General features: G+C 68.6%; 27 protein-coding genes. 15 read left to right on the top strand and 12 right to left on the bottom strand.

What is annotated here, in order from left to right:
- On the bottom strand, nt 1-1074 hold a 1074-nt coding region (locus tag ABGB19_RS12305), incomplete at its 3' end, for a DUF222 domain-containing protein (RefSeq protein WP_347686215.1).
- Nucleotides 1075-1156: 82 nt separating this feature from the next.
- Entirely contained in the window at nt 1157-1828 is a 672-nt protein-coding gene (locus ABGB19_RS12300; RefSeq protein ID WP_347686214.1) for a helix-turn-helix domain-containing protein, read from the bottom strand.
- Between the two features lie 64 nt (nt 1829-1892).
- On the opposite strand from ABGB19_RS12300, the gene ABGB19_RS12295 reads away from it, so the two are divergent.
- The 4 genes from ABGB19_RS12295 to ABGB19_RS12280 are packed head-to-tail and all read left to right on the top strand — an operon-like array spanning nt 1893 to nt 5013.
- A complete protein-coding gene (locus ABGB19_RS12295) occupies nt 1893-3233 on the top strand; it encodes an FAD-binding oxidoreductase (RefSeq protein WP_347686213.1) in 1341 nt (446 codons plus the stop codon).
- A gap of 4 nt (nt 3234-3237) precedes the next feature.
- Nucleotides 3238-4008, top strand: coding sequence for a hypothetical protein (locus ABGB19_RS12290; protein WP_347686212.1), 771 nt, complete (start codon nt 3238-3240; stop codon nt 4006-4008).
- Nucleotides 4009-4051: 43 nt separating this feature from the next.
- On the top strand, nt 4052-4561 hold the full coding sequence (locus ABGB19_RS12285; protein WP_347686211.1) for a hypothetical protein: 510 nt from the start codon (nt 4052-4054) through the stop codon (nt 4559-4561).
- Between the two features lie 41 nt (nt 4562-4602).
- Nucleotides 4603-5013, top strand: a complete 411-nt coding sequence (locus ABGB19_RS12280; RefSeq protein WP_347686210.1) for an SRPBCC family protein — start codon at nt 4603-4605, stop codon at nt 5011-5013.
- A 91-nt stretch (nt 5014-5104) separates the two neighbouring features.
- On the opposite strand, the gene ABGB19_RS12275 is transcribed toward ABGB19_RS12280, so the two are convergent.
- Entirely contained in the window at nt 5105-5548 is a 444-nt protein-coding gene (locus tag ABGB19_RS12275) for an Ltp family lipoprotein (protein WP_347686209.1), read from the bottom strand.
- A gap of 148 nt (nt 5549-5696) precedes the next feature.
- The gene (gene ilvD, locus ABGB19_RS12270) at nt 5697-7427 is read right to left on the bottom strand and encodes a dihydroxy-acid dehydratase (RefSeq protein ID WP_347686208.1); all 1731 of its coding nucleotides are present in this window, start codon (nt 7425-7427) and stop codon (nt 5697-5699) included.
- 78 nt (nt 7428-7505) lie between these two features.
- Between ilvD and ABGB19_RS12265 the strand changes: the two genes are divergently transcribed.
- Complete coding sequence (locus tag ABGB19_RS12265) at nt 7506-8117, top strand: DUF305 domain-containing protein (protein ID WP_347686207.1); 612 nt, start codon at nt 7506-7508, stop codon at nt 8115-8117.
- 2 nt (nt 8118-8119) lie between these two features.
- Nucleotides 8120-8419 (top strand): metal-sensitive transcriptional regulator, encoded by a 300-nt coding sequence (locus ABGB19_RS12260; protein WP_347686206.1) that lies wholly within the window; start codon nt 8120-8122, stop codon nt 8417-8419.
- On the opposite strand, the gene ABGB19_RS12255 is transcribed toward ABGB19_RS12260, so the two are convergent.
- Nucleotides 8416-8706 carry a thiamine-binding protein gene (locus tag ABGB19_RS12255; protein WP_347686205.1) on the bottom strand — a complete coding sequence of 97 codons (291 nt, stop codon included), beginning with the start codon at nt 8704-8706 and terminating at the stop codon, nt 8416-8418. The two genes, ABGB19_RS12260 and ABGB19_RS12255, sit on opposite strands and share 4 nt — an antisense overlap.
- Here ABGB19_RS12255 and ABGB19_RS12250 point away from each other — a divergent pair, their 5' ends adjacent.
- Both ABGB19_RS12250 and ABGB19_RS12245 read left to right on the top strand, forming a co-directional pair.
- The gene (locus ABGB19_RS12250; RefSeq protein WP_347686204.1) at nt 8707-9204 is read left to right on the top strand and encodes a GNAT family N-acetyltransferase; all 498 of its coding nucleotides are present in this window, start codon (nt 8707-8709) and stop codon (nt 9202-9204) included.
- Between the two features lie 182 nt (nt 9205-9386).
- Nucleotides 9387-10430, top strand: coding sequence for a L,D-transpeptidase (locus tag ABGB19_RS12245; protein ID WP_347686203.1), 1044 nt, complete (start codon nt 9387-9389; stop codon nt 10428-10430).
- A gap of 29 nt (nt 10431-10459) precedes the next feature.
- Here the strand turns inward: ABGB19_RS12245 and ABGB19_RS12240 are convergent, their stop codons facing one another.
- Nucleotides 10460-12448, bottom strand: a complete 1989-nt coding sequence (locus tag ABGB19_RS12240; RefSeq protein WP_347686202.1) for a M13 family metallopeptidase — start codon at nt 12446-12448, stop codon at nt 10460-10462.
- 50 nt (nt 12449-12498) lie between these two features.
- Between ABGB19_RS12240 and ABGB19_RS12235 the strand changes: the two genes are divergently transcribed.
- Entirely contained in the window at nt 12499-13089 is a 591-nt protein-coding gene (locus tag ABGB19_RS12235) for a hypothetical protein (RefSeq protein ID WP_347686201.1), read from the top strand.
- Entirely contained in the window at nt 13086-13775 is a 690-nt protein-coding gene (locus ABGB19_RS12230) for a hypothetical protein (protein ID WP_347686200.1), read from the top strand. The genes ABGB19_RS12235 and ABGB19_RS12230 overlap by 4 nt, the downstream gene beginning before the upstream one ends.
- Here ABGB19_RS12230 and ABGB19_RS12225 read toward each other — a convergent pair.
- From ABGB19_RS12225 to ABGB19_RS12215, 3 genes are read right to left on the bottom strand one after another with little or no spacing between them, the layout of a single operon-like run.
- Nucleotides 13772-14167 (bottom strand): CoA-binding protein, encoded by a 396-nt coding sequence (locus tag ABGB19_RS12225; protein ID WP_347686199.1) that lies wholly within the window; start codon nt 14165-14167, stop codon nt 13772-13774. The genes ABGB19_RS12230 and ABGB19_RS12225 overlap by 4 nt on opposite strands.
- Nucleotides 14168-14196: 29 nt before the next feature.
- A complete protein-coding gene (locus ABGB19_RS12220; RefSeq protein ID WP_347686198.1) occupies nt 14197-14721 on the bottom strand; it encodes a helix-turn-helix transcriptional regulator in 525 nt (174 codons plus the stop codon).
- A complete protein-coding gene (locus tag ABGB19_RS12215) occupies nt 14718-17639 on the bottom strand; it encodes an MMPL family transporter (RefSeq protein WP_347686252.1) in 2922 nt (973 codons plus the stop codon). The genes ABGB19_RS12220 and ABGB19_RS12215 overlap by 4 nt, the downstream gene beginning before the upstream one ends.
- A gap of 340 nt (nt 17640-17979) precedes the next feature.
- Here ABGB19_RS12215 and ABGB19_RS12210 point away from each other — a divergent pair, with 340 nt between their 5' ends.
- The 4 genes from ABGB19_RS12210 (at nt 17980) to ABGB19_RS12195 (ending at nt 21190) form a co-directional block, all read left to right on the top strand.
- On the top strand, nt 17980-18552 hold the full coding sequence (locus ABGB19_RS12210) for a hemophore (protein ID WP_347686197.1): 573 nt from the start codon (nt 17980-17982) through the stop codon (nt 18550-18552).
- Nucleotides 18553-18731: 179 nt separating this feature from the next.
- A complete protein-coding gene (locus tag ABGB19_RS12205) occupies nt 18732-19118 on the top strand; it encodes a heme-binding protein (protein ID WP_347686196.1) in 387 nt (128 codons plus the stop codon).
- Between the two features lie 54 nt (nt 19119-19172).
- Complete coding sequence (locus ABGB19_RS12200; protein ID WP_347686251.1) at nt 19173-19841, top strand: response regulator transcription factor; 669 nt, start codon at nt 19173-19175, stop codon at nt 19839-19841.
- On the top strand, nt 19838-21190 hold the full coding sequence (locus ABGB19_RS12195) for a HAMP domain-containing sensor histidine kinase (protein ID WP_347686195.1): 1353 nt from the start codon (nt 19838-19840) through the stop codon (nt 21188-21190). The genes ABGB19_RS12200 and ABGB19_RS12195 overlap by 4 nt, the downstream gene beginning before the upstream one ends.
- Here ABGB19_RS12195 and ABGB19_RS12190 read toward each other — a convergent pair.
- Genes ABGB19_RS12190 through ABGB19_RS12180 form a run of 3 tightly spaced genes read right to left on the bottom strand, consistent with a single transcriptional unit; the run spans nt 21146 to nt 23785 of the window.
- Nucleotides 21146-21511 carry a DUF3054 domain-containing protein gene (locus tag ABGB19_RS12190; RefSeq protein ID WP_347686194.1) on the bottom strand — a complete coding sequence of 122 codons (366 nt, stop codon included), beginning with the start codon at nt 21509-21511 and terminating at the stop codon, nt 21146-21148. The two genes, ABGB19_RS12195 and ABGB19_RS12190, sit on opposite strands and share 45 nt — an antisense overlap.
- Nucleotides 21498-22721, bottom strand: a complete 1224-nt coding sequence (locus tag ABGB19_RS12185) for a M23 family metallopeptidase (protein WP_347686193.1) — start codon at nt 22719-22721, stop codon at nt 21498-21500. The genes ABGB19_RS12190 and ABGB19_RS12185 overlap by 14 nt, the downstream gene beginning before the upstream one ends.
- The gene (locus ABGB19_RS12180) at nt 22718-23785 is read right to left on the bottom strand and encodes a YbhN family protein (RefSeq protein ID WP_347686192.1); all 1068 of its coding nucleotides are present in this window, start codon (nt 23783-23785) and stop codon (nt 22718-22720) included. Before ABGB19_RS12180 ends, ABGB19_RS12185 begins: the two co-directional genes overlap by 4 nt.
- A 77-nt stretch (nt 23786-23862) precedes the next feature.
- On the opposite strand from ABGB19_RS12180, the gene ABGB19_RS12175 reads away from it, so the two are divergent.
- Nucleotides 23863-25002 carry an AI-2E family transporter gene (locus ABGB19_RS12175; protein WP_347686191.1) on the top strand — a complete coding sequence of 380 codons (1140 nt, stop codon included), beginning with the start codon at nt 23863-23865 and terminating at the stop codon, nt 25000-25002.
- Nucleotides 25003-25063: the final 61 nt, after the last annotated feature.

Genomic DNA, 25063 nt, shown 5'->3' with positions numbered 1-25063 from the left:
TCCGCGGATGGTGATGATGCCGCGGTGGTGTAGTCGGTGGTGGTAGGGACACAGCAGCACCAGGTTGTCGAGCTCGGTGGCTCCGCCGTCTTCCCAGTGCCGGATGTGGTGGGCGTGCAGGCCTCGGGTGGCCCCGCAGCCGGGCACCGCGCAGGTGGGGTGTCGGTGCTCGAGGGCGCGGCGCAGCCGGCGGTTGATCTGCCGGGTGGTGCGCCCGGCGCCGATGGGCTGCCCGTCGCGGTGAAACCACACTTCGTAGGTGGCGTCACAGGTCAGGTAGTGGCGTTCGGCCTCGGTGAGCAGCGGCCCCAGGTGCAGCGCCGCGGCGCGGGCCTCGACGTCGAGATGGCACACCACGGTGGTGTGCTGGTTGTGCGGGCGGCGCGCCGCCTCGGCATCCCACCCCGCCTCGACCAGCCGCATGAACGCCGCACCGAGGTTCGGAAACGGCGGCGCCTGCCCGGAGGGGTGCTCGCCGGTGTCGTGGTCGGCCTTGTACTCGGCGACCGCGGCATCCAGATGCGACTGCAACGCCGCGTCGAACTTCGCCGCGTCCAGACGGGGCAGGGTGATCTTCCAGGTGGTGGAGTCCGCGTCGCTGTGCTTGGTGATCCTGCGCTGCGGTTCCGACCGTGGTGGCTCGGGGTCGGGTCGGGGTTGCAGGCTGATCGCTTTGCGCAGCTGGCTGACCGTGGCCACCGCGGCCAACTGTGCGGCGTGCGCATCCGAGCCGTCGGCGGCGCGCCCGGCGATGACCCCGACCTGATCGAGGGACAGCCGGCCCTCGCGCAGACCCTGCGTGCAGCGCGGGAACGCGTCCCGGCGGTGCGCGACGGTGGCGATCGTCTTGGCGTTGGCCGATGAGGAGCCCAGCCGCCAGGCCACCAACGCCGCCACCGACCGCGCCCCGGTGATGCCGCACAACCCGTCGCGGTCGATCTCGGCGACGATCTCCACGATGCGCCCATCGATCGCGTTGCGCTGACCGGACAACTCCGACAACTCCTCGAACAACCCCTCAAGGCGATCGACCGGGCGTGGCGCCGCCACGTCAGGCGATGCGATCGAGGACATGAACCCATCAAAGCAACCGGGTCTGACATCTAGCGGGGGAGCGGTTCGGGGGCCGACCGACCAGACAGACCAACGTATTACGTCACCGTGACCACGGTGCGCGCTCGGCCGCCGACAGCAGCGCCTCGACGATCCGCGGCTCCTGCACAACAAAGCGCGACGTCGGCGCCGGCACGGAAATCGCTACGACATGCCCGCCGACCGTCCGTCCCGCTACGCCCGCCGCCGAGATACCGACGGTGTGCTCGTCGCGGTCGAACACCACCTCGGTCGAACCCCGCAGCAGCGCCGTTGCGGCCTTGCCGTTCGCCGTCGTCGACAGCGGGAACCGGATGCCGACCGCTGACACCGCACGCAGCCGATGCGCCGACTCGACCTGGTCGATGAACAACATCTCGCCGCCGCGAAGCACCGACAGGTCGACCGTCTCCTCGGTGACCCTCGCAAGCTCTTCGAGTGTCGGCCGAAACAGCGCGGCCAGGCCCGCGACATCGGCGCTGCCCAGCCCCAGCACTCGGTCGCCGAGCGAGAACCGGCCGTGTTCGTCGACGCCGGCGAAACCGACCTCGACCAGCCCGACCAGCAGCCGGCGCACCGTCGACTTCGCCAATCCGAGCCGCACGCCCAGGTCCACCAGCCGTAGTTGACCGGGCGCCGCCGCGATCTCGTCGAGCGCCGCCGCTGCCCGGCGCAGCACCTGGATGCCGTCCTCGCGCCCGGATTCAGTTCGCCGATTTTCGTCCGGATGCGCCACGCCCTCACTATATTGATCCGCATCCCGAACCACAGTGATTCGGTATACGAATCAAGGGGGATTCGTGACGCTGCGTCCAGCTGGTCGAACCTTCATCCGCGGCGACGACGAATACGAGGTCGCGCGACGCGCGACCGTATGGAACGCCCGCACACCGGAGCGCTATCCCGACGTCGTCGTGCAGGCCCGTGACGCCGACGACGTCGTCGCCGCCATCCGCTTCGCGAGCGAGCACGACCTTGTGGTCGGCGTCCGCTCGGGCGGCCACAGCTGGGCCGGGAACCACGTCCGCGACGGCGGCATGCTGCTCGATGTCAGCCGGCTCGACGACTGCACCGTCGACGTCGATCGCATGGTCGCCATCGTCGGTCCCGGCAAGGGTGGCAGCTTGCTGGCCGCCGACCTGGACGCGCAGGGCCTGTTCTTCCCCGCGGGCCACTGCAAGGGCGTCTGCATCGGCGGCTACCTGCTGCAGGGCGGGTATGGCTGGAACAGCCGCGTGCTCGGGCCGGCCTGCGAGAGCGTCATCGGCCTGGACGTCGTCACCGCCGACGGCGATCGGATCCACTGCAGTCCGGACGCCCACACCGACTTGTATTGGGCTGCAAGAGGATCCGGCCCCGGATTCTTCGGCGTGGTCACCGCGTTCCATCTCAGGCTCTACCCGCGGCCCGCCGTGTGCGGCAGCAGTCTGTACGTGTACCCGATCGACCTCGCCGACGAGATCTACACCTGGGCCAGGGCCATCAGCGCCGACGTCGATCGCCGTGTCGAGTTGCAGATCGTCGCCTCGAGCAGTGTGCCGGGCGCCGGCCTCGATCAGCCCGGCATCGTGATGGCCTCACCCGTCTTCGCCGACTCCGAGGAGGAGGCCACACAAGCGCTCACGCTGCTGGACACCTGCCCAGTCCGCGACCGCGCGATCGTCGCCGTGCCTTATGCGCCGGCCGACCTCGCCGCCTGGTACGAGGGCGTGATGAGCAACTATCCGAGCGGCTACCGCTACGCCACCGACAACATGTGGACCTCCGCCTCCGCCGACGACCTTCGGCCGGGTATCGGCCGCATCCTCGAGACGCTGCCGCCGCATCCGTCACACTTCCTCTGGCTCAACTGGGGGCCGTCACCGCAGCGCCAGGACATGGCCTACAGCCTCGAGGACGACATCTACCTCGCTCTCTACACGGTCTGGCGCGATCTCGCCGACGACGACCGCTACGCCGACTGGGCGCGATCCAACATGGCGGCGATGGCGCACCTGGCCACCGGGATACAACTCGCCGACGAGAACCTCGGCCAGCGGCCCGCGAGGTTCGCCACCGATGAGGCCATGGCCCGCCTCGACCGCGTGCGCGCGCAGTACGACCCCGCCGGCCGGTTCCACAGCTGGATGGGCAGGGCGTGACACCGTGGGCTACCTCGGCTACCGCGCAGACGATTTCGACGCTCCGTTCGCCGACTTCTTCACGCCCCAGATGGCGCCCCTGCCAACACATGTCGTAGAGGCGCTCGAACACGGGCCGCAGGCCGAGCCCGCGCTCCCGGCGTTCGACGACACCACCGCCCTGCTCGACGACGGATACCAGCAGACCGAGAACGGTTACGGCACACTGCGCGACGGCGGTATCCAGGTTTCCGTGCGCACCGACATGCCCGGTGTCACACCGCAGATGTGGGTGTGGTGGTTCGGCTGGCACGGCAGCGACTCGCGGCGCTACAAGCTGTGGCATCCGCGGGCGCACGTATCCGCACGATGGAGCGATGGCGGCGGTGACGGCACCTACGTCGGCCGCACCTCGCTGGTGCACGAGTACCTCGGATCAACGTTCACCCGGCCCGCCATCCAGTTCGTCGAGCCGTCGGTGCTGGGATTGGACGGCAGCGCCGACGGCGTCGCGATCTGTGCCCGGCTCGGCTCGGCCGACATCCCGGTCGACGTCGGTTGGCTGGTTCATTCCGTCCGGCCGGCACCTGACGGCGCCGAGATGCGGTCGCGGTTCTGGATGGGCGGCCGACATGTGTCACTTAGGGCCGGTAACACGTTGGCGGACAGGATACTTCGACCCGTTGCGGCCAGGCAGCTGCCCGACGCCAGGGACCTGATGGTGCACTGCGCACAGGAGATGAACCACCTGGCCGGCTTTCTGCCCGCACTCTTCGCCCGATTCGCCGAACATTGAACGATGCGGTGTGGTAGCCAGGGCCATGTCGAAAAGGCTGTACATGAGCGCCATTGCGGCGGGTGCGGCCTTGGTCGTGGCCCCAGTCGCGCATGCAGATCGAGTCGAACCGCCACCGCTGTACGGGTACTACGACTTGTTCATCGACTTCTCGAAGCAGACGTTCAACGGTATGCCGACACCGATGAATCCGATCACCGTGTCCGTCCCGTTCACCACGCACTGTGACGTCAACGGCTGCGTGGCGCGCATGGACAACACGGACGACCATGCCCGCAATCCAGGCGCTCCCTTGGCCTACGAGTACAAGTGGAACAAGGACCGATGGGAGACCAGCGGTGAGTATCCCTACTTCTGCGATCGCAACGACCCCGGCAGCGCGTTGCTGGCCACCCGCTCGGACTACTGGATCCCGAACCCGGACGGCAGCTTCTACGGCGAGCGGACCCTCGTCATGAATGGTGCGGGATGCCCAGGGGAAGGACCGGGCACCCATTGGCTGCCGATCTCGTTGACGCCCATCGATCCACCTCCACCGCCGCCCGGACGGTAGCGGTCGTTTAGCACCACACAGACCGGGGCATCAGAGCGGGGATGTTGAACTTCGGTTTCCGCCGCGGGATGCCCACCGTCGAACTGCGCGCCGACGTCGATCCGGCCGCGGTGTGGGGCGTCCTGGTCGACCTCGACGCCTGGCCGCAGTGGGGCCCGACGGTGCAGGGCGCCGAAATGTCCGAGCCCGGCCCGCTCCGCGTCGGCTCGCACGGGAAAGTCGTCACCCCGCTGGGCATCTCGCTGCCCTTCACGATCACCGAGTTGGAGATCGGTCGCTGTTGGGGGTGGGAGGTCGCCGGCGTCGGCGCGACCCGGCACGAGGTCTGGCCCGAGGACGGCGGCTGCCGCATCGTCTTCGGCGTGCCGTGGTGGGCGACCGCCTACCTGCCGGTCTGCGCGATCGCCCTACCGCGCATCGCCCGCATAGCCGCCGAGCGACAGAGTCGGTGAGCCCCACTCGGCTCACTGACGCCGCGCGACGACACGATTCCGGTGGTCCGGGCCGTCGCATGTGGCCGTGCTCCCACTGGCATCCGTCAGATCAGAGCCCGACGGCGGCTACCCCATACGCCGCCTGAGCGGGGGTGAACCCTTCGAACTCGAGCTGCTCGATCAGTCCACTACGTGAGAAGCTCGTGTAGTCGAGGTAGTCCTCTGCTTTCTTGGCTGCCTGCTCATTCCAGTCAACGGCGACGTGGTCGACGGCAAATGTCGCGTCTTCGGTTGAGAAGCCTTCGAATTCCAGCTGCTCGATAAGCCCTCGACGGGAGAAGGCGGTGTAGTCGAGGTAGTCCTCTGCTTTGCGCACGGCGTTCTGTTGACTGACCGTATTGAGGGGCTGTTGACTTACCGGGCTGAGGGGTGCAGCCGGTTCAATAGCGTTTGCTTGGGCTCCAGCCCCTACAACACCGCTGATCGCCAAGAGCACGCTGGCCCCCGCCACCGCGATGTGTGCTACGCCGTATCGATGCTTTGCTGTACGCATGCTATTCCCCTTCCGTAATCACAAAAGCTGCGCAACTAGACTTTGCGCTGCCTTCGATGCGGATAGCAGGGGAGAAGGTCATTCGGTCGAGGGACACAGGGGTATGAACCCAGAGGCCTTCAGTCGATAGCCGTTTGCCGAGCAGGGCTCAGCCGCAGACCGCGCCGCCCGCCGCCGAGCCCACCAGCTTGGTGTACTTGGCCAGTACGCCGGTGGTGTAGCGCGGCGGCAGCGGGGTGAAACCCGTTTGACGCCCTTCGAACTCCGCCGGGTCCACCATCACGTCGAGCGTGCCCTTGGCCACGTCCAGCCGGATGCGGTCGCCGTCCTGCAGGAACGCGATGGGTCCGGCGTCGACGGCCTCCGGCGCGATGTGGCCCACGCACAGGCCCGTCGTGCCGCCGGAGAACCTGCCGTCGGTCATCAGCAGCACGTCCTTGCCGAGGCCGGCGCCCTTGATCGCGCCGGTGATCGCGAGCATCTCGCGCATCCCCGGGCCGCCCTTGGGGCCTTCGTACCGGATCACCACGACGTCGCCGGCCTGGATGGTGCCGTCCTCGAGCGCATCCAGCGCGGCGCGCTCACGCTCGAAAACCCTTGCGGTGCCCTCGAACACGTCCGAATCGAAGCCGGCCGACTTCACCACCGCGCCCTCGGGGGCCAGCGAACCGTGCAGGATCGTGATGCCGCCGGTCGGGTGGATCGGATTGCTCAGCGCGCGCAGCACCTTCCCGTCGGGATCCGGCGGTGCGATGTGGGCGAGGTTCTCGGCCATGGTCTGGCCGGTGACGGTCAGGCAGTCACCGTGCAGCAGACCGGCATCCAGCAGCGCCTTCATCACGACGGGCACACCGCCGATGCGGTCGACGTCCGTCATCACGTGACTGCCGAACGGCTTCACGTCGGCCAGGTGCGGCACCTTCGCGCCGACGCGGGTGAAGTCCTCCAGGGTCAGCTTGACGTTGGCCTCGTGGGCGATGGCCAGCAGGTGCAGCACCGCGTTGGTGGACCCGCCGAACGCCATCACCACCGCGATCGCGTTCTCGAACGCCTCCTTGGTCAGGATGTCGCGCGCGGTGATACCCCGTCGGAGCAGGTCGACGACGGCGTGCCCGGAGCGGCGCGCGAACCCGTCCCGGCGCCGGTCGGTCGCCGGGGGAGCGGCCGAGCCGGGCAGCGACATGCCCAGCGCCTCGGCCGCCGAGGCCATCGTGTTGGCGGTGTACATGCCGCCGCATGCGCCCTCGCCGGGACAGATCGCGCGCTCGATGGCGTCGACGTCCTCGCGCGGCATCAGCCCCCGCGCGCACGCGCCGACCGCTTCGAACGCGTCGATGATCGTCACCTCGCGCTCGGTGCCGTCCGACATCTTGGCGATGCCCGGCAGGATCGAGCCCGCATACAGGAAGACGCTCGCCAGATCGAGGCGCGCCGCGGCCATCAGCATGCCGGGCAGCGACTTGTCGCAGCCGGCGAGCAGCACCGAGCCGTCGAGGCGCTCGGCCTGCATGACCGTCTCCACGCTGTCGGCGATCACCTCGCGCGAGACCAGCGAGAAGTGCATGCCCTCGTGGCCCATCGAGATGCCGTCGGACACAGAGATCGTGCCGAACTCCAGCGGGAACCCGCCTGCGGAGTGCACACCGTCCTTGACGGCCTTGGCCAGCCGGTCCAGCGACAGGTTGCACGGCGTGATCTCGTTCCACGACGAGCCGACGCCGATCTGCGGCTTGGCGAAGTCGTCGTCGTCCATGCCCACCGCACGCAGCATCCCGCGGGCGGCGGCCTTCTCCAGGCCGTCGGTGACATCGCGGCTTCGGGGCTTGATGTCGGGCTCCGCCCGACGGGAGGCTTCGATGTCGGGAGACTGTGAGGGCATCCGTCAAGTATGCCTTTGGCGTTTCACCCGGCCAAACCGTTATCAATACCCCTCTGGGGTATGCGGTAAGCTTGGGTCATGACGTCGTTCCTCGCCCGCATCGTCGCGGTGCTGGCCGCCCTCGCCGCCGCGCTGGTCCTAGGTTCGTGCAGCAGTTCGCAGTCCGCGTCCGACGACCAATCCGGCCAGCATTCCGACCAGCCTGTGATCAGCGGTGCGCCTGCCGGTTTCAACGCCGACGACGTCGCCTTCGCCAACAACATGATTCCCCACCACGAGCAGGCAGTCGAGCTGTCGGATCTGGTGCCGGAGCGCACGACCGACCCCGAGGTCAAGGCGATCGCCGAGCAGATCTCCGCCGCCCAGGAACCCGAGATCCGGACCATGAAGGTCCTCCTCGTGCAGTGGAACGAGAACCCCGACGCCGGCAGTGGGCACGAAGGACACCACTCGACGATGCAAGGCATGGTCGACGAGGCGACGATGACCAGGCTCGAGTCGCTGAGGGGCGAGGAGTTCGACACCCTGTGGCTGGAGTCGATGATCAGCCACCACCAAGGGGCGATCGAGATGGCGCGGGCCGAGATCGCCAACGGCGACAACGTCGACGCCAAGCGCCTGGCGCAGACCATCGTCGACACGCAGCAGGCTGAGATCGGCAAGATGAAGCAGATGCTGGGAGGCGCATGAGCATGACTGAAACCACTGCAGCGCATGGTTATTCGTCGCAGAAGGACAACTACGCCAAGCGTCTGCGCCGAATCGAGGGCCAGGTGCGCGGCATCGCCAAGATGATCGAGGACGACAAGTACTGCATTGACGTCCTCACCCAGATCAGCGCGATCAACAGCGCGCTGCAGTCGGTGGCGTTGAGCCTGCTCGACGAGCATCTCGGCCACTGCGTCATCCAGGCCGTCGCCGAGGGCGGCGAACAGGCCGACGAGAAGCTGGCCGAGGCGTCGGCGGCGATCGCCCGGCTGGTGCGCTCCTAGCCGAGCGCGTCTTCGACGCGCTGCACCTTCGCGGTCAACTGGCCGGTATAGCCCGGGCGGATGTCGGCCTTGAGCACGAGGCTGACGCGCGGCGACACCGCGGCCACCGCGTCGACCGCCCGCTTGACCACGGCCATCACCTCCTCCCATTCACCCTCGATGTTGGTGAACATCGCATTAGTCTCGTTGGGCAACCCGGACGCCCGGACCACCCGGATCGCCTCGGCCACTGCCGCACCCACGCTGTCGTCGCCGCCCATCGGGCTCACACTGAAAGCAACAATCACATGACCAGTGTTCGGTTGCTTCCTGCCACCGTCGAGTACCTGCTGACACTGCAGTCCGACCCGGCGGCGTTCGGCCTGCTCATCGGCAGCAAGGTGCCGGCGGGCTGGCCCGAGTTCCCGGAGGCGATCGGGTTCAGCATCAAGCGGTTGCGCGACCATCCCGACGAGGCCGACTGGTGGATGCACTTCTTCCTCGCCGAGGACCGGTTGGTCGGCTCGGGCGGATTCGTCGGCCCGCCGCGGGACGGCGTGGTCGAGATCGGCTACGAGCTCGCCCAGGAGTTCCGCGGCTGCGGGCTGGGCATCGCGGCGGCCCGCGCGCTCATCGAGAAAGCCCGCGCCACCGGCACTGTCACCACGGTGATCGCGAACACGCTGGCCGACGACAACCCGTCGACCGGGGTGCTGCGCCGGCTCGGCTTCACGCGGACGCTCGAGCTCGTCGACCCGGAGGACGGCCCGATCTGGCGCTGGGAGCTGGCGGTCACCGCTCGCTGAACCCGGTCGGGCGCAATCGGCTCAGCGAGACAGAAGTAACGCCAAACGCCGCGAACCGATGAATACAGCAGGTCAGCGCAGTGGTGCAGGCGTATGACCAGCGCGTGGAAGCGACCGGATAGCAGTGTCGGCTCGCGGCGCTATGCCACACTGGGTGAAGTACTGCGACTGGGAGGTCTTGTATGCGGAGGCGACTGCTCACCGCGATTGTGGCGGCTGGATTCCTCGGCGGGATGGTGCTGAGCAGCCCGTCCGCCCTGGCTCAGCCACCCGCTCCACCGCCGCCGGCACCCGTCGATCCGGCCGTGGCGCCGGCGCCGCCGCCTCCGCCGGCCGACCCGTTCGGGTTCCCGGCGCCTGCGCCCGGTCCCGCCGGTCCGGTGACCCCGCCCCCCGCCGAAGCAGCCGCGCCGCCGCCGCCGGCGAACCCGTTCTTCGGGCCGCCGGACCCGATGGCTCAGCAGCTGCCGATCCCCGAGGGCACGCCGGCCGGTCAGAACCCGACCCCGTACGTCGGTTCGCCGGTGTTCGCGCCGCCGTCGTTCAACCCGACCAACGGTTCGATCGTCGGCGCGGCCAAGCCGATCTACATCAACTTCCAGCGGCCGATCGCCAACCGCGCGATGGCCGAGCAGGCCATCCACATCTCGTCGAACCCGCCGGTGCCCGGCCGGTTCTACTGGACCAGCGACACCCAGGTGCGCTGGCGGCCGCAGGACTTCTGGCCGTCGGGCACCGTCGTCAACATCGACGCGTCGGGCACCAAGTCCAGCTTCACCGTTCCCGAGCAGCTCGTCGCGACCATCGACAACAAGACGTTGCAGATGGAGATCCATCGCAACGGCGAGCTGGAGAAGACCTTCCCGGTGTCGTTGGGCAAAAAGGGCTACGACACCAAGAACGGCACCTATTACGTGCTCGAGAAGTTCGCCGACATCGTGATGGACTCGTCGACCTACGGGGTTCCCGTCAACTCGGCCGAGGGGTACAAGCTCAAGGTGCAGGATGCCGTGCGCATCGACAACAGCGGCGTCTTCGTGCACAGCGCGCCGTGGTCCGTCGGCTCGCAGGGTGAGGAGAACGTCAGCCACGGCTGCATCAACCTCAGCCCGGCGAACGCGCAATGGTTCTACGACAACTTCGGCAGCGGTGACGCGGTGGTGATCAAGAACTCCAACGGCATCTACAACCAGCCCGACGGTGCGTCCGACTGGCAGATGTTCTGACGTTATCGCGCCGGCCCAACGTGTGACGGCTAGTTCCAAATGCGGACCCGCCGCTCCGGCTCCAGGTACAGCGCGTCGTCGGCGCCGACGCCGAACGCCTCGTAGAACGCGTCCATGTTGCGGATGACGCCGTTGCACCGGAACTCCGGCGGTGAATGCGGATCGATGGCCAGTCGCCGGATCGCCTCGGCCTCGCGCGATTTCGTGCGCCACACCTGCGCCCAGCCATAAAAAACCCTCTGCATACCCGTCATTCCGTCAATGACCGGGCCGTCGCCACCGCCCAGCGACAATCGGTAGGCCAGCAGCGCGATCGACAGCCCGCCGAGATCGCCGATGTTCTCACCGACGGTGAACGCGCCGTTGACATGATGGCCGTTACTCAGCGCGCGGGGCACATACTCGTCGTACTGCTCGATCAGTCTCTTTGTGCGGGCGCCGAACTCGGTGCGGTCCTCGTCGGTCCACCAGTCCACCAGGTTGCCGTCGCCGTCGTACTTGGCGCCCTGGTCGTCGAAGCCGTGCCCGATCTCGTGACCGATCACCGCACCGATGCCGCCGTAGTTCGCGGCGTCGTCGGCTTCGGCGTCGAAGAACGGCGGCTGCAGAATCGCTGCCGGGAAGACGATCTCGTTCATTCCCGGGTTGTAATAGGCGTTGACGGTCTGCGGCGTCATGAACCATTCGTCGCGGTCGACGGGCCCGCCGAGCTTGGCCATCTCGCGGTCGTATTCGACGCCGTAGCCGCGGCGGTAGTTGCCGTACAGGTCGTCCCGTTCGATCACCAGCGCCGAATAGTCGCGCCACCTGGCCGGATAGCCGATCTTCGGCGTGAACTTGTCGAGCTTGGCCAGCGCCTTCTCCCGGGTGGCCGGCGTCATCCAGTCCAGCGAGTCGATGCTGACGCGGTAGGCCTCGCGGATGTTGGCCACCAGTTCGTCCATTCGCTCCTTGGCGTGCGGCGGGAAGTGCCGCTCGACGTAGAGCTTGCCGACGGCGTCGCCCATCAGGCTCTCCACCACCGACACCGCGCGCTTCCACCGGTCGCGGATCTGCTCGGTGCCCGAGAGCCTGCGACCGTAGAACGAGAAGTCCTCGGCGATCAAGTCGTCGGTGAGCAGGAACGCGCGGGCATGGATCAGCCGCCACCGCAGCCAGCGCTTCCAGTCCTCGAGGTCCTCGCCGGACCAGGCCGCCGCGAACGCGGCCAGGTAATCGGGTTGACGGACAACGACTTCGGCAGGCCGCCTCTGGTCGCCGAAGACAGTGGTCCCCAGGGCGCCGACCCAGCCGGTCCAGTCGAAGCCGGGCGCCTCGTCGGGCAGTTGGGCGAAGGCGCGCAGGTTGTAGGACAGGTCGGCGTCGCGGCGTTTGACGACGTCCCAGTGCGCGGCGGCCAGCTTGGTCTCCAGCGCGACGATCCGCGCCGCGGTCTCGGCGTGGTCACCGCCGTACACGAGCGCGAACATCGCCGCGATGTGCTGCGGGTAGGCCGCCAGGATCTCGGCATGCTGCTCGTCGCGGTAGTACGACTCGTCGGGCAGGCCGAGCCCGGACTGGGTGAAGTGCAGCAGGTACCGGGTGGAGTCCTTGGAATCGGTGTCGACGTAGACGCCCGTGCCGCCGCCCACGCCGGTGCGCTGCAGCGCGCCGAGCACCGCGGCCAGCTCCTCGGGGGTCTCGGCGGCGTCGACGAAGGCCAACTCGTCGAGCAGCGGCGCCACCCCGCGCTCGGCCACCGTCGTCTCGTCCATGAAGCTGGCGTAGAGGTCACCGATGCGCTGCTCGTCGGTGCCCGGCGCGGCGCCCGCCGCCGCGGCCTCGGTGATCAGGTCGCGGACCTGCTCCTCGGCGCGGTCGTAGAGCGAGCGGAACGCGCCGTCGGTGGCGCGGTCGCCGGGCATCTCGTACTCGGCCAGCCAGCGGCCGTTGACGTGGCCGAACAGGTCGTCCTGCGGACGTGCGTCGGCGTCGACGTGGGTCAGGTCGATTCCGGATCGAATAGCTTCTACCGTCACGCCACCAGGGTGCCAGACCGTCACGGGAGCAGCCCGGTAGCCTCACGCGCATGCCCGACGACGAGCCAACGCCGGCCCACGACGAGGACGGCCCCGTCGTCACCCGCTACGGCGTCGCGTCCGCGGTACTCGGGGTGATCGCCGTGGTGGCGGTGGCCCTGGCCGCGCTGATCTGGGTGCAGCACCGCGACGACACCGATGAGCTCCACTACCGCACCCGCATCATGCAGGCCGCCGCCGAGTGGACCGGCGTGCTGATCAACATGACCAAGGACACCGTCGAAACCGACATGGCGAGGTTGCACGAGGGCACCGTCGGCCAACTCAACGCCGACTTCGAGGCCTCCGTCGAGCCCTACCGCAAGCTGGTGCAGACGCTGCAGTCACGCGCCACCGGCCAGATCGACTCGGTGGCCGTCGAGACCATTCATCACGCCCAGCCCGGACCCAACGGTGCGCCGGCACCGCAACCCGAGCTGACCGAGTTCGCGTCGCGCACCGACACCGTCATGGTGGTCGCGACGTCGGTCAGTGAGAACGTCGGCGGCGAGAAACCGCAGACGGTCCGCTGGAATCTGCGGCTCGACGTCACCGACATCGAGGGCAAGCTCCTGATTTCGCGGCTGGAGCCGATCCGATGAGGAACGCCTGGCGCGTGGCGGCTTTCGACATCGCGGCTCCCCTCGCCGCCATCGCGGCGCTCGTCTACATCGGTCTCGCACTGTCCTGGCCGCTGTGGTGGGTGTCGGTGTGCTCGGTGCTGTGCCTGCTGATCGTCGAGGGCGTCGTGGTCAACGTGGCCCTGGCACGCCGGGACAAGGTCACCGTGGGCACCGACGACGACGGGCCAGGACTGCGGCTGGGCGTGGTGGCGGTCGCGACCACGGCCGTGGTCGCGGCGGTTGCGGTGGGATACCTCAACTGGACTGTCCCAGAACGGAATCTGCGCAACGACACCACCGAGGTGGTGGGCATCGCCAGCAGCGTGGCCGAGGCCTCCGCGACATTCACTCCGCAGAGCCCGACCGCGTCGATCGACCGCGCCGCGGCGATGATGGCCCCGGACCGCGCCGAGGTGTTCAAGAACGAATTCACCGCTGTCGCAGAGCAATTGACGAGCCGTAACGTGTCCGCTCAGGCGAGCACGGTGTCGGCGGGCGTCGAGGCGATCGGCCCCGGCGCGGCCAGCGTCGCAGTGATCCTGCGGGGCACGCAGAATGCCCCGGGCCGGCCCCCGGACACCGCGGTGCTGGCGTTGCGGGTGGCATTGTCCAAGCAGGACGGACGCTGGCTGGTCGACGACGTGTCGCCGGTCCACTCGCGCTAGCGCAGCAGCCGGGCGTGGTCGATCTTGATGCAGCGGTCCATGACCACCTGCAGGCCGGCCGCCTCGCCGTCGCGGGCGATCTGCTCGTCCCACAGGCCGAGTTGCAGCCACAACACCTTGGCGCCCACGGCGATGGTGTCGGCCAGCACCGCGGGCAGATGCTCGCGGCGGCGGAACACGTCGACGAGGTCGGGCACCACCGGAAGGTCGGCCAGCGACGGATACGCCGGGGTGCCGTCGATCTCACCGACCGTCGGATTGACCAGATACAGCTCGTAGTCGGCGGCGACCTTCAGATAGGTCCAGATATCGTGGCTGGCCCGCATCGGATCGGGGGATGCGCCGACGATCGCCACGGTGCGCGTCTCGCGCAGGATCTGCTCGAGGTCCATGACTGTGGCTATACCCGCTTGCCGCCGGGTCAGCCGTTCTGCCCGATACGCCCCGTGCGCATCCGGGCGAACCGCTCGGACAGCCGCTGCATCCGGACCATCAGCGACGCCGACGGGCTGGCGGTACCGGACAGGAACGTCGCGAACTCGCTGCCGGGCACGCCGATGCGCGACGCGAACTCCTGCTGGCCGAGACCGGACCGCTCCAGTAACGCCCGGATGATGCGGGCCACCTCCTCGCGCTCGTTGGCCTCGAGATGCTCGCGGGTGCGGGTCAGCACCTCGGCCAGCGCCTTGGACACGCCGTACGGGCGGGCGGTCTCCAGCACCTCCTCGACCTGGCGGGCCGTGCGGCCGAACGGGTCGCGCTTGATCGCCACCACGATGCGCTGCCACACGGCGAGGTCGTCGGTTTCCAGCGCCGCGCGGATCGCCGCGGTGGGCCAGAACTCGACCGGCCGCTCGTCGACGGCGGGCCGGGGCGCGGGCGGGCGCTGATCGCGGGAGACGACCTCTCGGCGGCGGGTGTCCCGGGCCTCGGGAGTCACCGTCACCTCGCCTCCTCGAGCATCGCTACGGCCACCGACAGGCATCGCTCCCTGACCTTGGCCCAATCAGCCTCCGCCTCGGGGCCCGACATGCGGGTGTCGTGCTCGTCGGACGGCTGGGGGTCGGCCAGTCGGCGCACCAACTGAGTGGCCACCCATTGCTTCCTTGACTGCTGACCACAGTAATACCGGTCCATCGCGGTCAGTACCTCTGCGGCGGTACGAGTCTCCATGGACTCGACCAGATCGGCAAACTCTGCGTAGTCCTTGGTGCTGTTTCTGCACATGATGAGGTAGCTCTTCAGCCGCAGGGTCTCCGCGCCGGTGGGGATCTGCAGCCGGTCGCCGGTCGGCAGCTGGACGTTGGTGGTCTCCATCGGGCTGCGCCGCTCCATCGGGGGACGCTCGTAGTCCGACGCGGTCTCCAACGCGTCGAGCGCGACCGACAGTCGGCCCCGCCACATTGTCACCGGATGCACGGGCAACGTGGCGGTGGCCAGCGCCTTGCCGGTGCCGTTGCCGTTGCTCGTGCCGTTGCGGTGCGTGCCGTTGAGCCGCTCGGCGCTGCGTAGCTTCGTGGGAGTTGCGGCCGTCCCGCAACCGCCGAGCGCCAGGGGATCGGTGACGGTAACGGCATGTGGCACAAGGTGCTTGAGTTTGGCTGCCGACTTGACGACCATGCGCATCTCCGAGCCGGTGGCGCCGAGGGAGGACAGGTCGTCGGGAATGATGACCAGGTCGGGCATGTCGACCTTGGGCAGCGGCTTCTCGAAGTCCACCGAGGGCAGGATGCGGGCCAGGCGGCGCGGCAGCCACCAGTTCCACTCGTCGAACATCGCCATCAGTGCGGGCACCAGCACCAGGCGCACCACCGTCGCGTCGACCGCGATCGCCACGGCGCACGCGACGCCGAGTTGCGCGACGAGCGGCATGCCCGCGAACGCGAACCCGATGAACACCGCGATCATGATCAGCGCGGCGCTGGTGATGGTCCTGGCGCTGGTGCTGACGCCGTAGGCGACCGCGTCGCGGGTGTTGCCCGTCTGCAGGAAGCGTTCCCGGATGCGGGTCAGCAGAAAGATCTCGTAGTCCATCGACAGCCCGAACGTCATCGCCAGCACCAGCGGCGGGATGGTGCTGTCCAGCGACGGCAGCGGTTCGAAGCCGAGGTCGGAGAGCCAGCCCCACTGGAACACCACGACCAGGCTGCCGTAGGCGGCCGCCACCGAGAGCACGGTCATCAGGACGCCCTTGAGGGCGAGGAACACCGACCGGATCGCGACGAGCAGCATCAAGAAGGCGATCAGCGCGACGAACACGAACACCAACGGCTGGGTCTTCGACACCCGGTCGTCGAAGTCCTTGATCAGCGCGGTCGGCCCGCCGACGTCGATCTGGGCGCCCTCGAGTCCGGGCACCTTCGGCACCTCGGCCCGCATCCAGTCGACGGTCTCGCGGGCGCCCATCTCCTCGGGATCGACCGACAACACCGCCGACAGCAGCGCGTGGCGGTAGTCCTCCCCGAACACCGGCGGGCTGACCGACACCACGTTCGGCCCCTGCGCCATGCGTTGTCGCACCGTGTCGAGCAGCGGCTCCTTCGACGGCGCCGACGCGGCGTTGCCCTCGGGGAACGTGACGAGCACGCGCACCGGCCCCAGCGCACCCGCGCCGAGCGCCTCGGCCGCGGCGTTGACGCCGCCACGGATCTCGTGCGTCGGCTCGAACTGGCGCTGCATGCTGTTGCCGAGCACCATCGAGAACGCCGGCGCGGCGAGCGTGAGCAGCAATGCCGAAGCGGCGAGCGCCGACAGCCACGGCCGTCGCATCACCCAGCCGGTCCACCGCGTCCAGAATCTCGACTGGGTGGTTTCGGGGCGCTTGGACCAGTGCAGGTACGACGAGCGTTTGGCCGCCGAGCGCCCGAACGTCGCCAGAACCGCCGGGGTCAGCGTGGTGGAGGTCAGCACCGCGAGCGACACGGCGAGGATCGCGCCGGTGGCCATCGACACCAGCACCGGCGTCTGGATGAGATAGATGCCGGTGACCGACGCGATCACCGTCACCCCGGACAGCACCACCGCGAGCCCGGACGTCCCCATCGCCGCATCGGCGGCCTGCTCCGGATCGCGGCCGGCGCGCAGTTCCTCCCGGAAGCGCATGAGGATGAACAGCGAGTAGTCGATCGCCAGCGCGATACCGAACATCGACACCGTCGAGGCCACGAACACCGACATCGTCGCGACCATCGACAGCAGGTAGACCAAGCCCATCGTCACGGCGACGGTGCAGATGCCGAGCACCAGCGGCACGGCGGCCGCAGCCAGTGAACCGAAGACCGCCAGCAGCACGATCAGGACGATCGGCAGGTTCCACTGTTCGGCCTGACCGATGTCGGTCTTGATCGCCTCGGAGGCGGCGGCGCCCAGTGCGCCCTGCCCGATGACGTAGAGCTTGACCCGGCCGTCGGCGATCTCACCCGGGTTCTCGCCGTCGATACCGACCTTCTTGCGCAGCTGCTTTGCCACGTCGGTGGCGCCGGTGTTGTTGAAGTCCAGCTGCAGCGTGACGACGTAGGGCCGGTCCGGCTGGGGCGGCGGCTGTTGCGGGTTGGGGCTGATCTTGACGCTCGGCACCTCGGCCGCGAGTTGCTCGAGGTGGGCCACGGCGACGTTCATGTCCTCGAAGGAGGCGTCGGCGCGGGGGGCGGCGACCAGAGCCAGGGGGGAGGCGCCCTGGTCGGGGAAGTGCTGTTCGAGTTCGTGCTGCACCCGCAACGACTGCGAGCCGTCGACCTCGAAGCCGCCACCGGTGAGATGACCGGATTGGTGCAACGCGAGATAGATCGACGGCACAAGGAGCAGCAACCACGCCGCGAATACCGCCCAGCGGAATCTGCGCAGGGTGCCACTCAAGCGCATCATGAACTGCTGGATGGTGAACTCCCCGCTTTCTCCCCGGCGTTGCGTAGCCGAAGCGTACAACAGCGTGGGGTAGGGTGCCGTCCCTCGCGGGATATGCCAGCAACGCCTCAAGCTGCTCTGATCCGGTTCTCGCGAATCGGTTCGGCGGCGTTACTCGGAGCTGTTTCGGCACTGCCTCCCACCTGTGGATTTGCTTGCTGGATTGGCCAGCACAACGGACCGGATGGCAGGATGTGCAGCGGCCGATTCGGCCGGTTTGATGGTCGGGGACCATTTGCCGTCGATCGTATGAGCGTTTGCGACAGTTTCCAATCCGTTCGCAAACCGTTAGGAGTTGTCCATGAAAACGACCACAGGGGCGCTTCGCCGCGGCCTGTTCGCCGTATTCGCTGCCTCCGCGGTGGGCGGCGCGGTGGTGGCCGCACTCGCAGTGCCGTCGCTGCCGATGACGCCGTCGGCGACCGCCGCGCCGGATCCGTGCGCCGCCAGCCAGGTCGCCAAGACCATCGGTTCGGTCGCGAACTCCACCGGTCTGTACCTCGAGCAGCACCCCCAGACCAACCAGGCGCTGACGACGATCTCGCAGCAGCAGGGCGGTCCGCAGTCGTTGGTCGCGCTCAAGACCTACTTCGACGCCAACCCCGAGGTGGCCAAGGAGATGCAGCAGCTGCAGCAGCCGCTGACGAGCCTGTCCGGGCGCTGCAAACTGCCCCTGACGCTGCCCCAGCTGATGGGGCTGATGCAGGCCGCGCAGCAGGGCGGCGGGCTGCCGACGGGTTTGCCAGGCGGGTCATCGTCGGCGCAGACGGCGGGGTTGCCGGGTGCGGGCACCGCAGCGCATTCACCTGCGACGTCGCCGGTCTCGCAGGGCGGCGGGCCGCTTCCAGGGTCGGCCGTCGCGGGGCTGCCCTGATCGGGCACGACGCGCAGGGGTCCGCGGCGACCCGCTGAGCTGCGGTTTGAGGCCTTTCCGCGATTCGTTGAGCGCAAGGCAAGAAAGTCGGCCGACATTCTGCTTAGCTTTTCAGCGTTGGTCTCGGTCGCTGACCGCCCAGGTTGCGGCCACTCCACTTCCGATGAAGGAGCCTGTCCATGTTGCTCTCGGCCCGTACCGCGCGACGTGCGGTTGCTGGCGCGGTTGGCACCGGTGCGATTGCTGGTGCGATGTTCTTTGGTGCAATGCCTTCGGCGATGGCTCAGCCCGCGCCGCCGAACTGCACCGCGGCCGATCTCGCTGGTGTGGCATCCGGTGTCTCGGCGGCGACGTCGGCCTACCTGTTCAGCCATCCGGACGTGAACTGGTTCTTCACCAGCCTCGAGGGTGTGCCCCGCGACGAGGTCCAGGACGACGTCCGGGCCTACCTGGATCAGAATCCCCAGGTGAAGGCTGATCTGACCGGAATTCGCCAGCCGCTGGTCGACCTGAAGAATCGCTGCGGCGACACCAACGGCGACGGACTCGCCGACCCCATTTCGTAGCACGTGCCAGCTGGTCCGCCCGCGCAGCACGAGGGCGCGGGCCGCACCGTGCTGATGGTCGACGACGACCCGGACGTCAGGACTTCGGTGGCGCGCGGACTGCGCCATTCGGGGTTCGACGTTCGGGTCTCCGCTACCGGCAAAGAGGCGCTGCGGCTGCTGTCCAACGAATCGCACGATGCGTTGGTCCTCGACGTTCAGATGCCGGAACTCGACGGCGTCGCGGTCGTCACGGCGTTGCGCGCGCTGGGCAACGACATCCCGATCTGCGTGCTGTCCGCGCGCGACACCGTCAACGACCGGATCGCCGGCCTGGAAGCCGGTGCCGACGACTATCTGACCAAACCCTTCGACCTGGGTGAGCTGGTCGCGCGGCTGCACGCGCTGCTGCGCCGCTCCACCCATTCCGACGAGCAGTCCGACACCATGACGGTCGGGCCGTTGACCATCGACACCGCCCGCCGGCTGGTGTTCGTCGACGGTGAGCGCGTCGATCTGACCAAGCGGGAGTTCGACCTGCTGGCGGTGCTCGTCGAGAACGCCGGTGTGGTGTTGAGCCGCCAGCGCCTGCTGGAAATGGTCTGGGGCTACGACTTCGACGTCGAGACCAACGTGGCCGACGTCTTCATCTCGTATCTGCGGCGCAAGCTCGAACGCGACGGTCTGCCGCGTGTCATCCACACGGTGCGGGGGATCGGGTACGTGCTGCGAGAGGACGCGTGAGGCGCAGCGCGCCTCGGTTCCTGCGGTCGGCGTCGCTGCGCACCCGGGTGGCCGTCGCATCGGCGGCCGCGGCAGCCGCCGTCGTCGCCGGCTTCCTCATCCTCACCTCGGTGGTGCTCGCGAACAACGATGCGGCGCAACTGGATCGGCGGCTGGACTCGATCATCGACGCCAGCATGTACCCCGAGCAACTGCAGGACCCGCGTCGTGGGGTGCTGACCACCGGCCGGTCCCGGTCCACTGGACAGGTGGTGTTCCAGAGGGGTTTTCAGCTGCCGCCTCTGCCGCCGGGCACCCACACCGTCGAGGTCAACGGAGTGGAGTACCGGGTGCGCACCATCCCCGTCGAGCAGGAGGGCGACGTGCTGATGTCGATCGGCATCCGCGCCGACGGTATCCTGCTGAGCCCCACGCGGATCCCGCTGTACACCGGCGTCGGCGCCGTCACCGTGCTGGTCGCGGCCGGGCTGGGCTGGCTACTCGCCGGCCCGGCGATCAGGCCGCTGCGCAGGCTCACCGAACACACCAAACGGCTGGGCAAGGGCAGCGAGCAGATGCCGGAGGTGCGCGGGGTGCGCGAAGCCGAGGACCTGTCCGAGGCGATGTCGGGGATGATCAGCCGGCTGGCCGCCGCGCAGCAGGCAACCACCAACTCGCTCCAGGCCGCGCAGGACTTCGCCGCCAACGCCGCCCACGAACTGCGCACCCCGCTGACCGCGATGCGCGCCGACCTGGACACGTTGCGCATTCACGACCTGCCCGCCGAGGAACGCGACGAGGTGGTGGCCGACCTGTCGCGTGCCCAGCGCCGGGTCGAGGCAATCATCACCGCGCTCGGGCAGCTCGCGTCCGGCGAATTGGCGCAGGTCGAGGACCGCGAGGTCATCGACGTCACCGAACTGCTCGACCGGGTGGCCCGGGAGAACTCGCGGCCCGGCGGCCCGGTGGAGGTCGTGGTCGAGGCCGACGACCATCTCGGCACCATCTGGGGCTGGCCGAGCGGGCTCCGGCTGGCCGTCGACAACCTGGTGCGCAACGCGATCACGCACGGCAGGGCCACGCGCATCGTGCTCGCGGCTCACCGCCTCGACGGGACCATGACGATCGTCGTCGACGACAACGGTTGCGGGTTGCCCGTCGAGGAGCACACGGCGGTGCTGGGCCGGTTCTCGCGCGGCAGCACCGCGGCCCCGGGCGGCTCGGGGCTGGGGCTGGCCTTGGTGGCGCAGCAGGCGGCGCTGCACGGTGGCCGCATCGAACTGTCGAACGGGCCGCTCGGCGGCCTGCGCGCGACGCTGACCGTGTCAACCGCGCGTCATCACCCGGACCGCCCCGCGCCAGCCGAGTAGCAGAAGGGCCGTCGAAATGGACGCCACCACAATGAAACTCGGTGCGGTGCCGGCCGAGGTGAGCTTGCGCAGCAGCATGCCGACCACCACCGTTGCGAGCCAAACCGCCACTCCGGTCGGCCACAGCGCATAGGGCCGGCGCCACGCCATCGACACCAACCAGCCCACCAGGGCGCCGGTCACGAACGGCCACGCCGTCTCCGCGATGCCCGCCAAGTTCAGGCCTTCGGCGTGGCTGCGCCGGCCGACGGTTGCGAACACGATCACACAGACGACGTCGGTGACCAACGCGGCGGCCACCGGCCTGTTACCGATCGGCATAGGTCATCACGTCCAATTCCAGTGGCATGACGGCGCTTTCGTCACGGGCCGGGAAGCCGCGTTGGCGGGGTACGGGGTTTCCGTTGAAGAGGGAGTCGAGGTCGTCGATGTCGGCGATGCGGGCCTCGAGGCGGAAATCGTCGAATACGAACGGCAGTCCGTCGGAGCGCAACGGATCGGCTGAGCTCATCACATGGAAGTGCAGGTGCGGAGCGCCGGAATTGCCTGTGTTGCCGACGTTTCCGATCACCTGACCCGCGGTCAGTCGGTCACCGGGCTTTACTTTCACCGTGCCGGTCCTGATATGGGCGTAGAGCGCGTAGTTGCCGTCGCCGAGGCTCTGCACGACGTGGTTGCCGGGGTACTGGTCCAGAGGCAGCCCGGACGGATTGGTGCCGGGGACCTGTTCGGCCAAGCCGTCGCGAACCGAGACCACCTGGCCGTCGGCCACGGCGTGGATGTCGGCCCCGAAGTAGGCGAAGCTCTCGAGCTCGGCCGGGTCACCGGTGAGGAATCGACCGGCGGGATCGAGTTGGACGTAGTCGATCGCGAATCGCTCTGCGGCCCAGAGTTGGCCGTTGATGGGGTTGAGGGCGGTGCGGTGCGCGCTGGTGTCACAGCAGCCGTCAGCGTCGACCCAGCCCGGCCCCCTCAGCGGCGGATCGATGACCACCGGTTTGCGACTCTGCACGGTCACGGGTGCGACGTCGATGGTCTGCGTGGCGGGAAACAGCGGTGGCTGCGGTGCCGAGTTGGACAGCGAGATGGCGTGCGTCAGACGCGTCGGCGCCGGTGCGTCCTTGTCGATCGCGACGTCGAGCCAGATCGCCGCACTTTGCCCCGGGCCGATTGTCGTTGTGGGAGCGGTGTTTCCGAGTATGCGCATCCATGGCGTCAGCTGGTCGCCTGCGAGGTTGAGCATCGCGACGTCGCGGTCCAGCACCGTCACCGACGTCAGCGTCACCTCCTGGGCCAACACGTTGGTCAGCCGGATCTCGTACGCCAGATGGGTTTTGCCGTCGGTGGCAGGCACGGGGACGGGTTCGGCCACCGCCTCGCCGATCAGCGGCGTCGCGACCGACGGTGCGGGCCCACGGGTGGGTCCGGCGGCCGTCGACTCGGCCGGCGACGCCGGCGGTGACTGGTCGGCCGCCGGTGCGCACGCCGTCAGCAGCACGGCGGCGCCCAGCACCGTCAGCGCCGTTCTCACGCGACTTCGCCCGGGGTGGCGTCGGGGTCGATCTCGGTTTCGGTGCGGAACATGAAGAAGAACACCGCCCAACCGATGGCCGCGATGAAGATCCAGCTGATCAGCCGGTAGATGAGCATCGCGGAGATGGCCGATGCCAACGTCATACCGCTCGACACCAGGCCGGGCACCAGGACCGCCTCCACGACCAGCAGACCACCCGGCATCAGCGGGATCGATCCGACCGCCCGCGCCGCGACGTAGGCCACGATCACCCCGAGTAGCGACGGCTTGCCGCCGGCGGCGTAGCAGGCGCACAGCAGCGTGCCGACACCGGTGACGAGCGTGAACATCGACCAGACGAACGCCACCCCGAGCTGCCGCTGGCTGAGCTTCACCGATTCGAGTTGCTCCAGCGTCTCGCGCCACTTGCCCAACCCGTTGTGGGCCGGCTTGGCGCGCAGGTAGTTCACCCACGACAGCACCCGGACGCCGACCCCGTCGAGCAGATCCGGCCGCGACGCGACCGTCTGCGCGAGCAGGATCAGCATGATGAACCCGCCCAGCGTGAAGATCAGCGAGAACGGATTGTGCCTGGCGCCGAGGAAGAACGCGCTGCCCAGCCCGAGCAGGGTCAGGCTGATGACCTGCAGCGCCCCCGACATGACCAGCTGCCAGGACGCGATGACCGGCGTGGCGCCCCAGAGGCGCTGCTGGCGGTAGATGAAGGTGGCCGACAGCACCGGTCCGCCGGGCAGCGTGGTGCTCAGCGAGTTGCCGGCGTAGAAGGCGGCCTGCGAACGCCACTGCCGCACCGGAACCCCGGCCGAGCGCAGCAGCTTGCGCTGGATGTCGCCGAAGAAGTGCATCGACGCGAGCGCGGCGCCGACCGCGGCCAGCGCCCACCACCAGTCGGCGGTGTAGAGGCTGTGCCACGCCTTGGCCAGTTGGTCCCACACCAGACCGAGTTCGACGGTGAGCACCACGACCGCGACGGCGAGGATCGTCCACCGCAGCCACCAGTGCTTCCCGCGCGCGGGCCGCCCCTGGCTGCGGGCTCCGCTCGCAGGCGCGTCGTGGGCCACGTCATAGAGAGTAAGGCGTGGCGTGGCGGAGTCCGCGAGATCCGTCCGCTGCGCGCGCAGGCCGTTACGCTATCGGGATGCCCGCCGGCTCATTCACCGATGACGAGGCGGTCACGCCACTGGTTCGCAAGGCCGCGGCCTGGTCCTGGCGGTTGCTGATGATCTTCGCCGCCGTCTTCGTGCTGCTGTGGACGGTCAAGCGACTGGAGATCATCGTCGTGCCGGTGGCACTGGCCACGATCCTGGCCGCGCTGCTGCTGCCTGCGGTCGACTTCCTCGACCGGCGCGGCGCACCGCGGGGTGGCGCGGTGGCGCTGATGCTGCTCAGCGGCTTCGCGGTGGTGGGCGGGATTCTCGCATTCGTCGTCAGCCAGTTCGTCGAGGGCATACCGGGCCTGGTCAACGAGGTCAGCCGCAGCATCGACGGCGTGCGGAACTGGTTGATCGACGGCCCGCTGAATTTGAGCAGAGCGCAGGTCGACAACGCGGGCAACGCGGCGATCGAAGCCCTGCAGAGCAATCAGGAGAGGGTTACCTCCGGCGCGCTGTCGACGGCAGGCACGGTGACGGAGATCGTGACCGGCGCCGTGTTGGTGTTGTTCACGCTGATCTTCCTGCTGCAGGGCGGGCGCAACATCTATGAGTTCCTCACCCGGATCTTTCCGGTGAGCGTGCGCGAGCGGGTCCGCGAGGCGGGTAAGGCGGGCTTCCGCTCGTTGATCGGCTACATCCGCGCGACGTTCCTGGTGGCCCTCGTCGACGCCGTCGGCATCGGCACCGGCCTGGCCATCATGGGGATCCCGCTGGCGCTCCCGCTGGCCTCGCTGGTGTTCCTGGGCGCCTTCATCCCGCTGGTCGGCGCGGTGGTGGCCGGTGCGCTCGCGGTCGTGGTCGCGCTGCTCGCCAAGGGCTTCATCTACGCGCTGATCACGCTCGGCCTGGTCATCGCGGTTCAGCAATTGGAGGGCCACGTGCTGCAGCCGCTGGTGATGGGCCGAGCGGTGTCGATCCACCCGCTGGCCATCGTCTTGGCCATTGCCGGCGGCGGTGTGCTGGCAGGCATCGTCGGAGCGCTTCTCGCCGTGCCCGCACTGGCGTTCCTCAACAGCTCGATCCGGGTGCTGACGGCCAGAGACCCCGAGGCCGAACAGGCCGCGCTGGAGTCCGAGGAGGGGCCGCTGGTCAGGGCCGAGTCGGACGACGTCGGCGAGAGCTAGCGGACGTCCGCCGAGAGTAACGCCGTGGCGTTACGTTCGCCGACGGGCGGGCTGGCCGCGG

It is taken from the genome of Mycobacterium sp. B14F4 (assembly GCF_039871645.1).
In the GTDB taxonomy this organism is placed as follows: domain Bacteria; phylum Actinomycetota; class Actinomycetes; order Mycobacteriales; family Mycobacteriaceae; genus Mycobacterium.
This window is presented reverse-complemented; position numbering and strand designations above follow the sequence as displayed.

Excerpts from the sequence above, each read along its gene's own strand:
- ABGB19_RS12285 (WP_347686211.1), top strand. The coding sequence starts at position 4,052 with ATGAGCGCCATTGCGGCGGGTGCGGCCTTGGTCGTGGCCCCAGTCGCG.
- ABGB19_RS12280 (WP_347686210.1), top strand. The coding sequence starts at position 4,603 with ATGTTGAACTTCGGTTTCCGCCGCGGGATGCCCACCGTCGAACTGCGC.
- ABGB19_RS12275 (WP_347686209.1), bottom strand. The coding sequence starts at position 5,548 with ATGCGTACAGCAAAGCATCGATACGGCGTAGCACACATCGCGGTGGCG.
- ilvD (WP_347686208.1), bottom strand. The coding sequence starts at position 7,427 with ATGCCCTCACAGTCTCCCGACATCGAAGCCTCCCGTCGGGCGGAGCCC.
- ABGB19_RS12265 (WP_347686207.1), top strand. The coding sequence starts at position 7,506 with ATGACGTCGTTCCTCGCCCGCATCGTCGCGGTGCTGGCCGCCCTCGCC.
- ABGB19_RS12260 (WP_347686206.1), top strand. The coding sequence starts at position 8,120 with ATGACTGAAACCACTGCAGCGCATGGTTATTCGTCGCAGAAGGACAAC.
- ABGB19_RS12250 (WP_347686204.1), top strand. The coding sequence starts at position 8,707 with ATGACCAGTGTTCGGTTGCTTCCTGCCACCGTCGAGTACCTGCTGACA.
- ABGB19_RS12245 (WP_347686203.1), top strand. The coding sequence starts at position 9,387 with ATGCGGAGGCGACTGCTCACCGCGATTGTGGCGGCTGGATTCCTCGGC.
- ABGB19_RS12235 (WP_347686201.1), top strand. The coding sequence starts at position 12,499 with ATGCCCGACGACGAGCCAACGCCGGCCCACGACGAGGACGGCCCCGTC.
- ABGB19_RS12230 (WP_347686200.1), top strand. The coding sequence starts at position 13,086 with ATGAGGAACGCCTGGCGCGTGGCGGCTTTCGACATCGCGGCTCCCCTC.
- ABGB19_RS12225 (WP_347686199.1), bottom strand. The coding sequence starts at position 14,167 with ATGGACCTCGAGCAGATCCTGCGCGAGACGCGCACCGTGGCGATCGTC.
- ABGB19_RS12215 (WP_347686252.1), bottom strand. The coding sequence starts at position 17,639 with ATGATGCGCTTGAGTGGCACCCTGCGCAGATTCCGCTGGGCGGTATTC.
- ABGB19_RS12210 (WP_347686197.1), top strand. The coding sequence starts at position 17,980 with ATGAAAACGACCACAGGGGCGCTTCGCCGCGGCCTGTTCGCCGTATTC.
- ABGB19_RS12205 (WP_347686196.1), top strand. The coding sequence starts at position 18,732 with ATGTTGCTCTCGGCCCGTACCGCGCGACGTGCGGTTGCTGGCGCGGTT.
- ABGB19_RS12200 (WP_347686251.1), top strand. The coding sequence starts at position 19,173 with ATGGTCGACGACGACCCGGACGTCAGGACTTCGGTGGCGCGCGGACTG.
- ABGB19_RS12190 (WP_347686194.1), bottom strand. The coding sequence starts at position 21,511 with ATGCCGATCGGTAACAGGCCGGTGGCCGCCGCGTTGGTCACCGACGTC.
- ABGB19_RS12175 (WP_347686191.1), top strand. The coding sequence starts at position 23,863 with ATGCCCGCCGGCTCATTCACCGATGACGAGGCGGTCACGCCACTGGTT.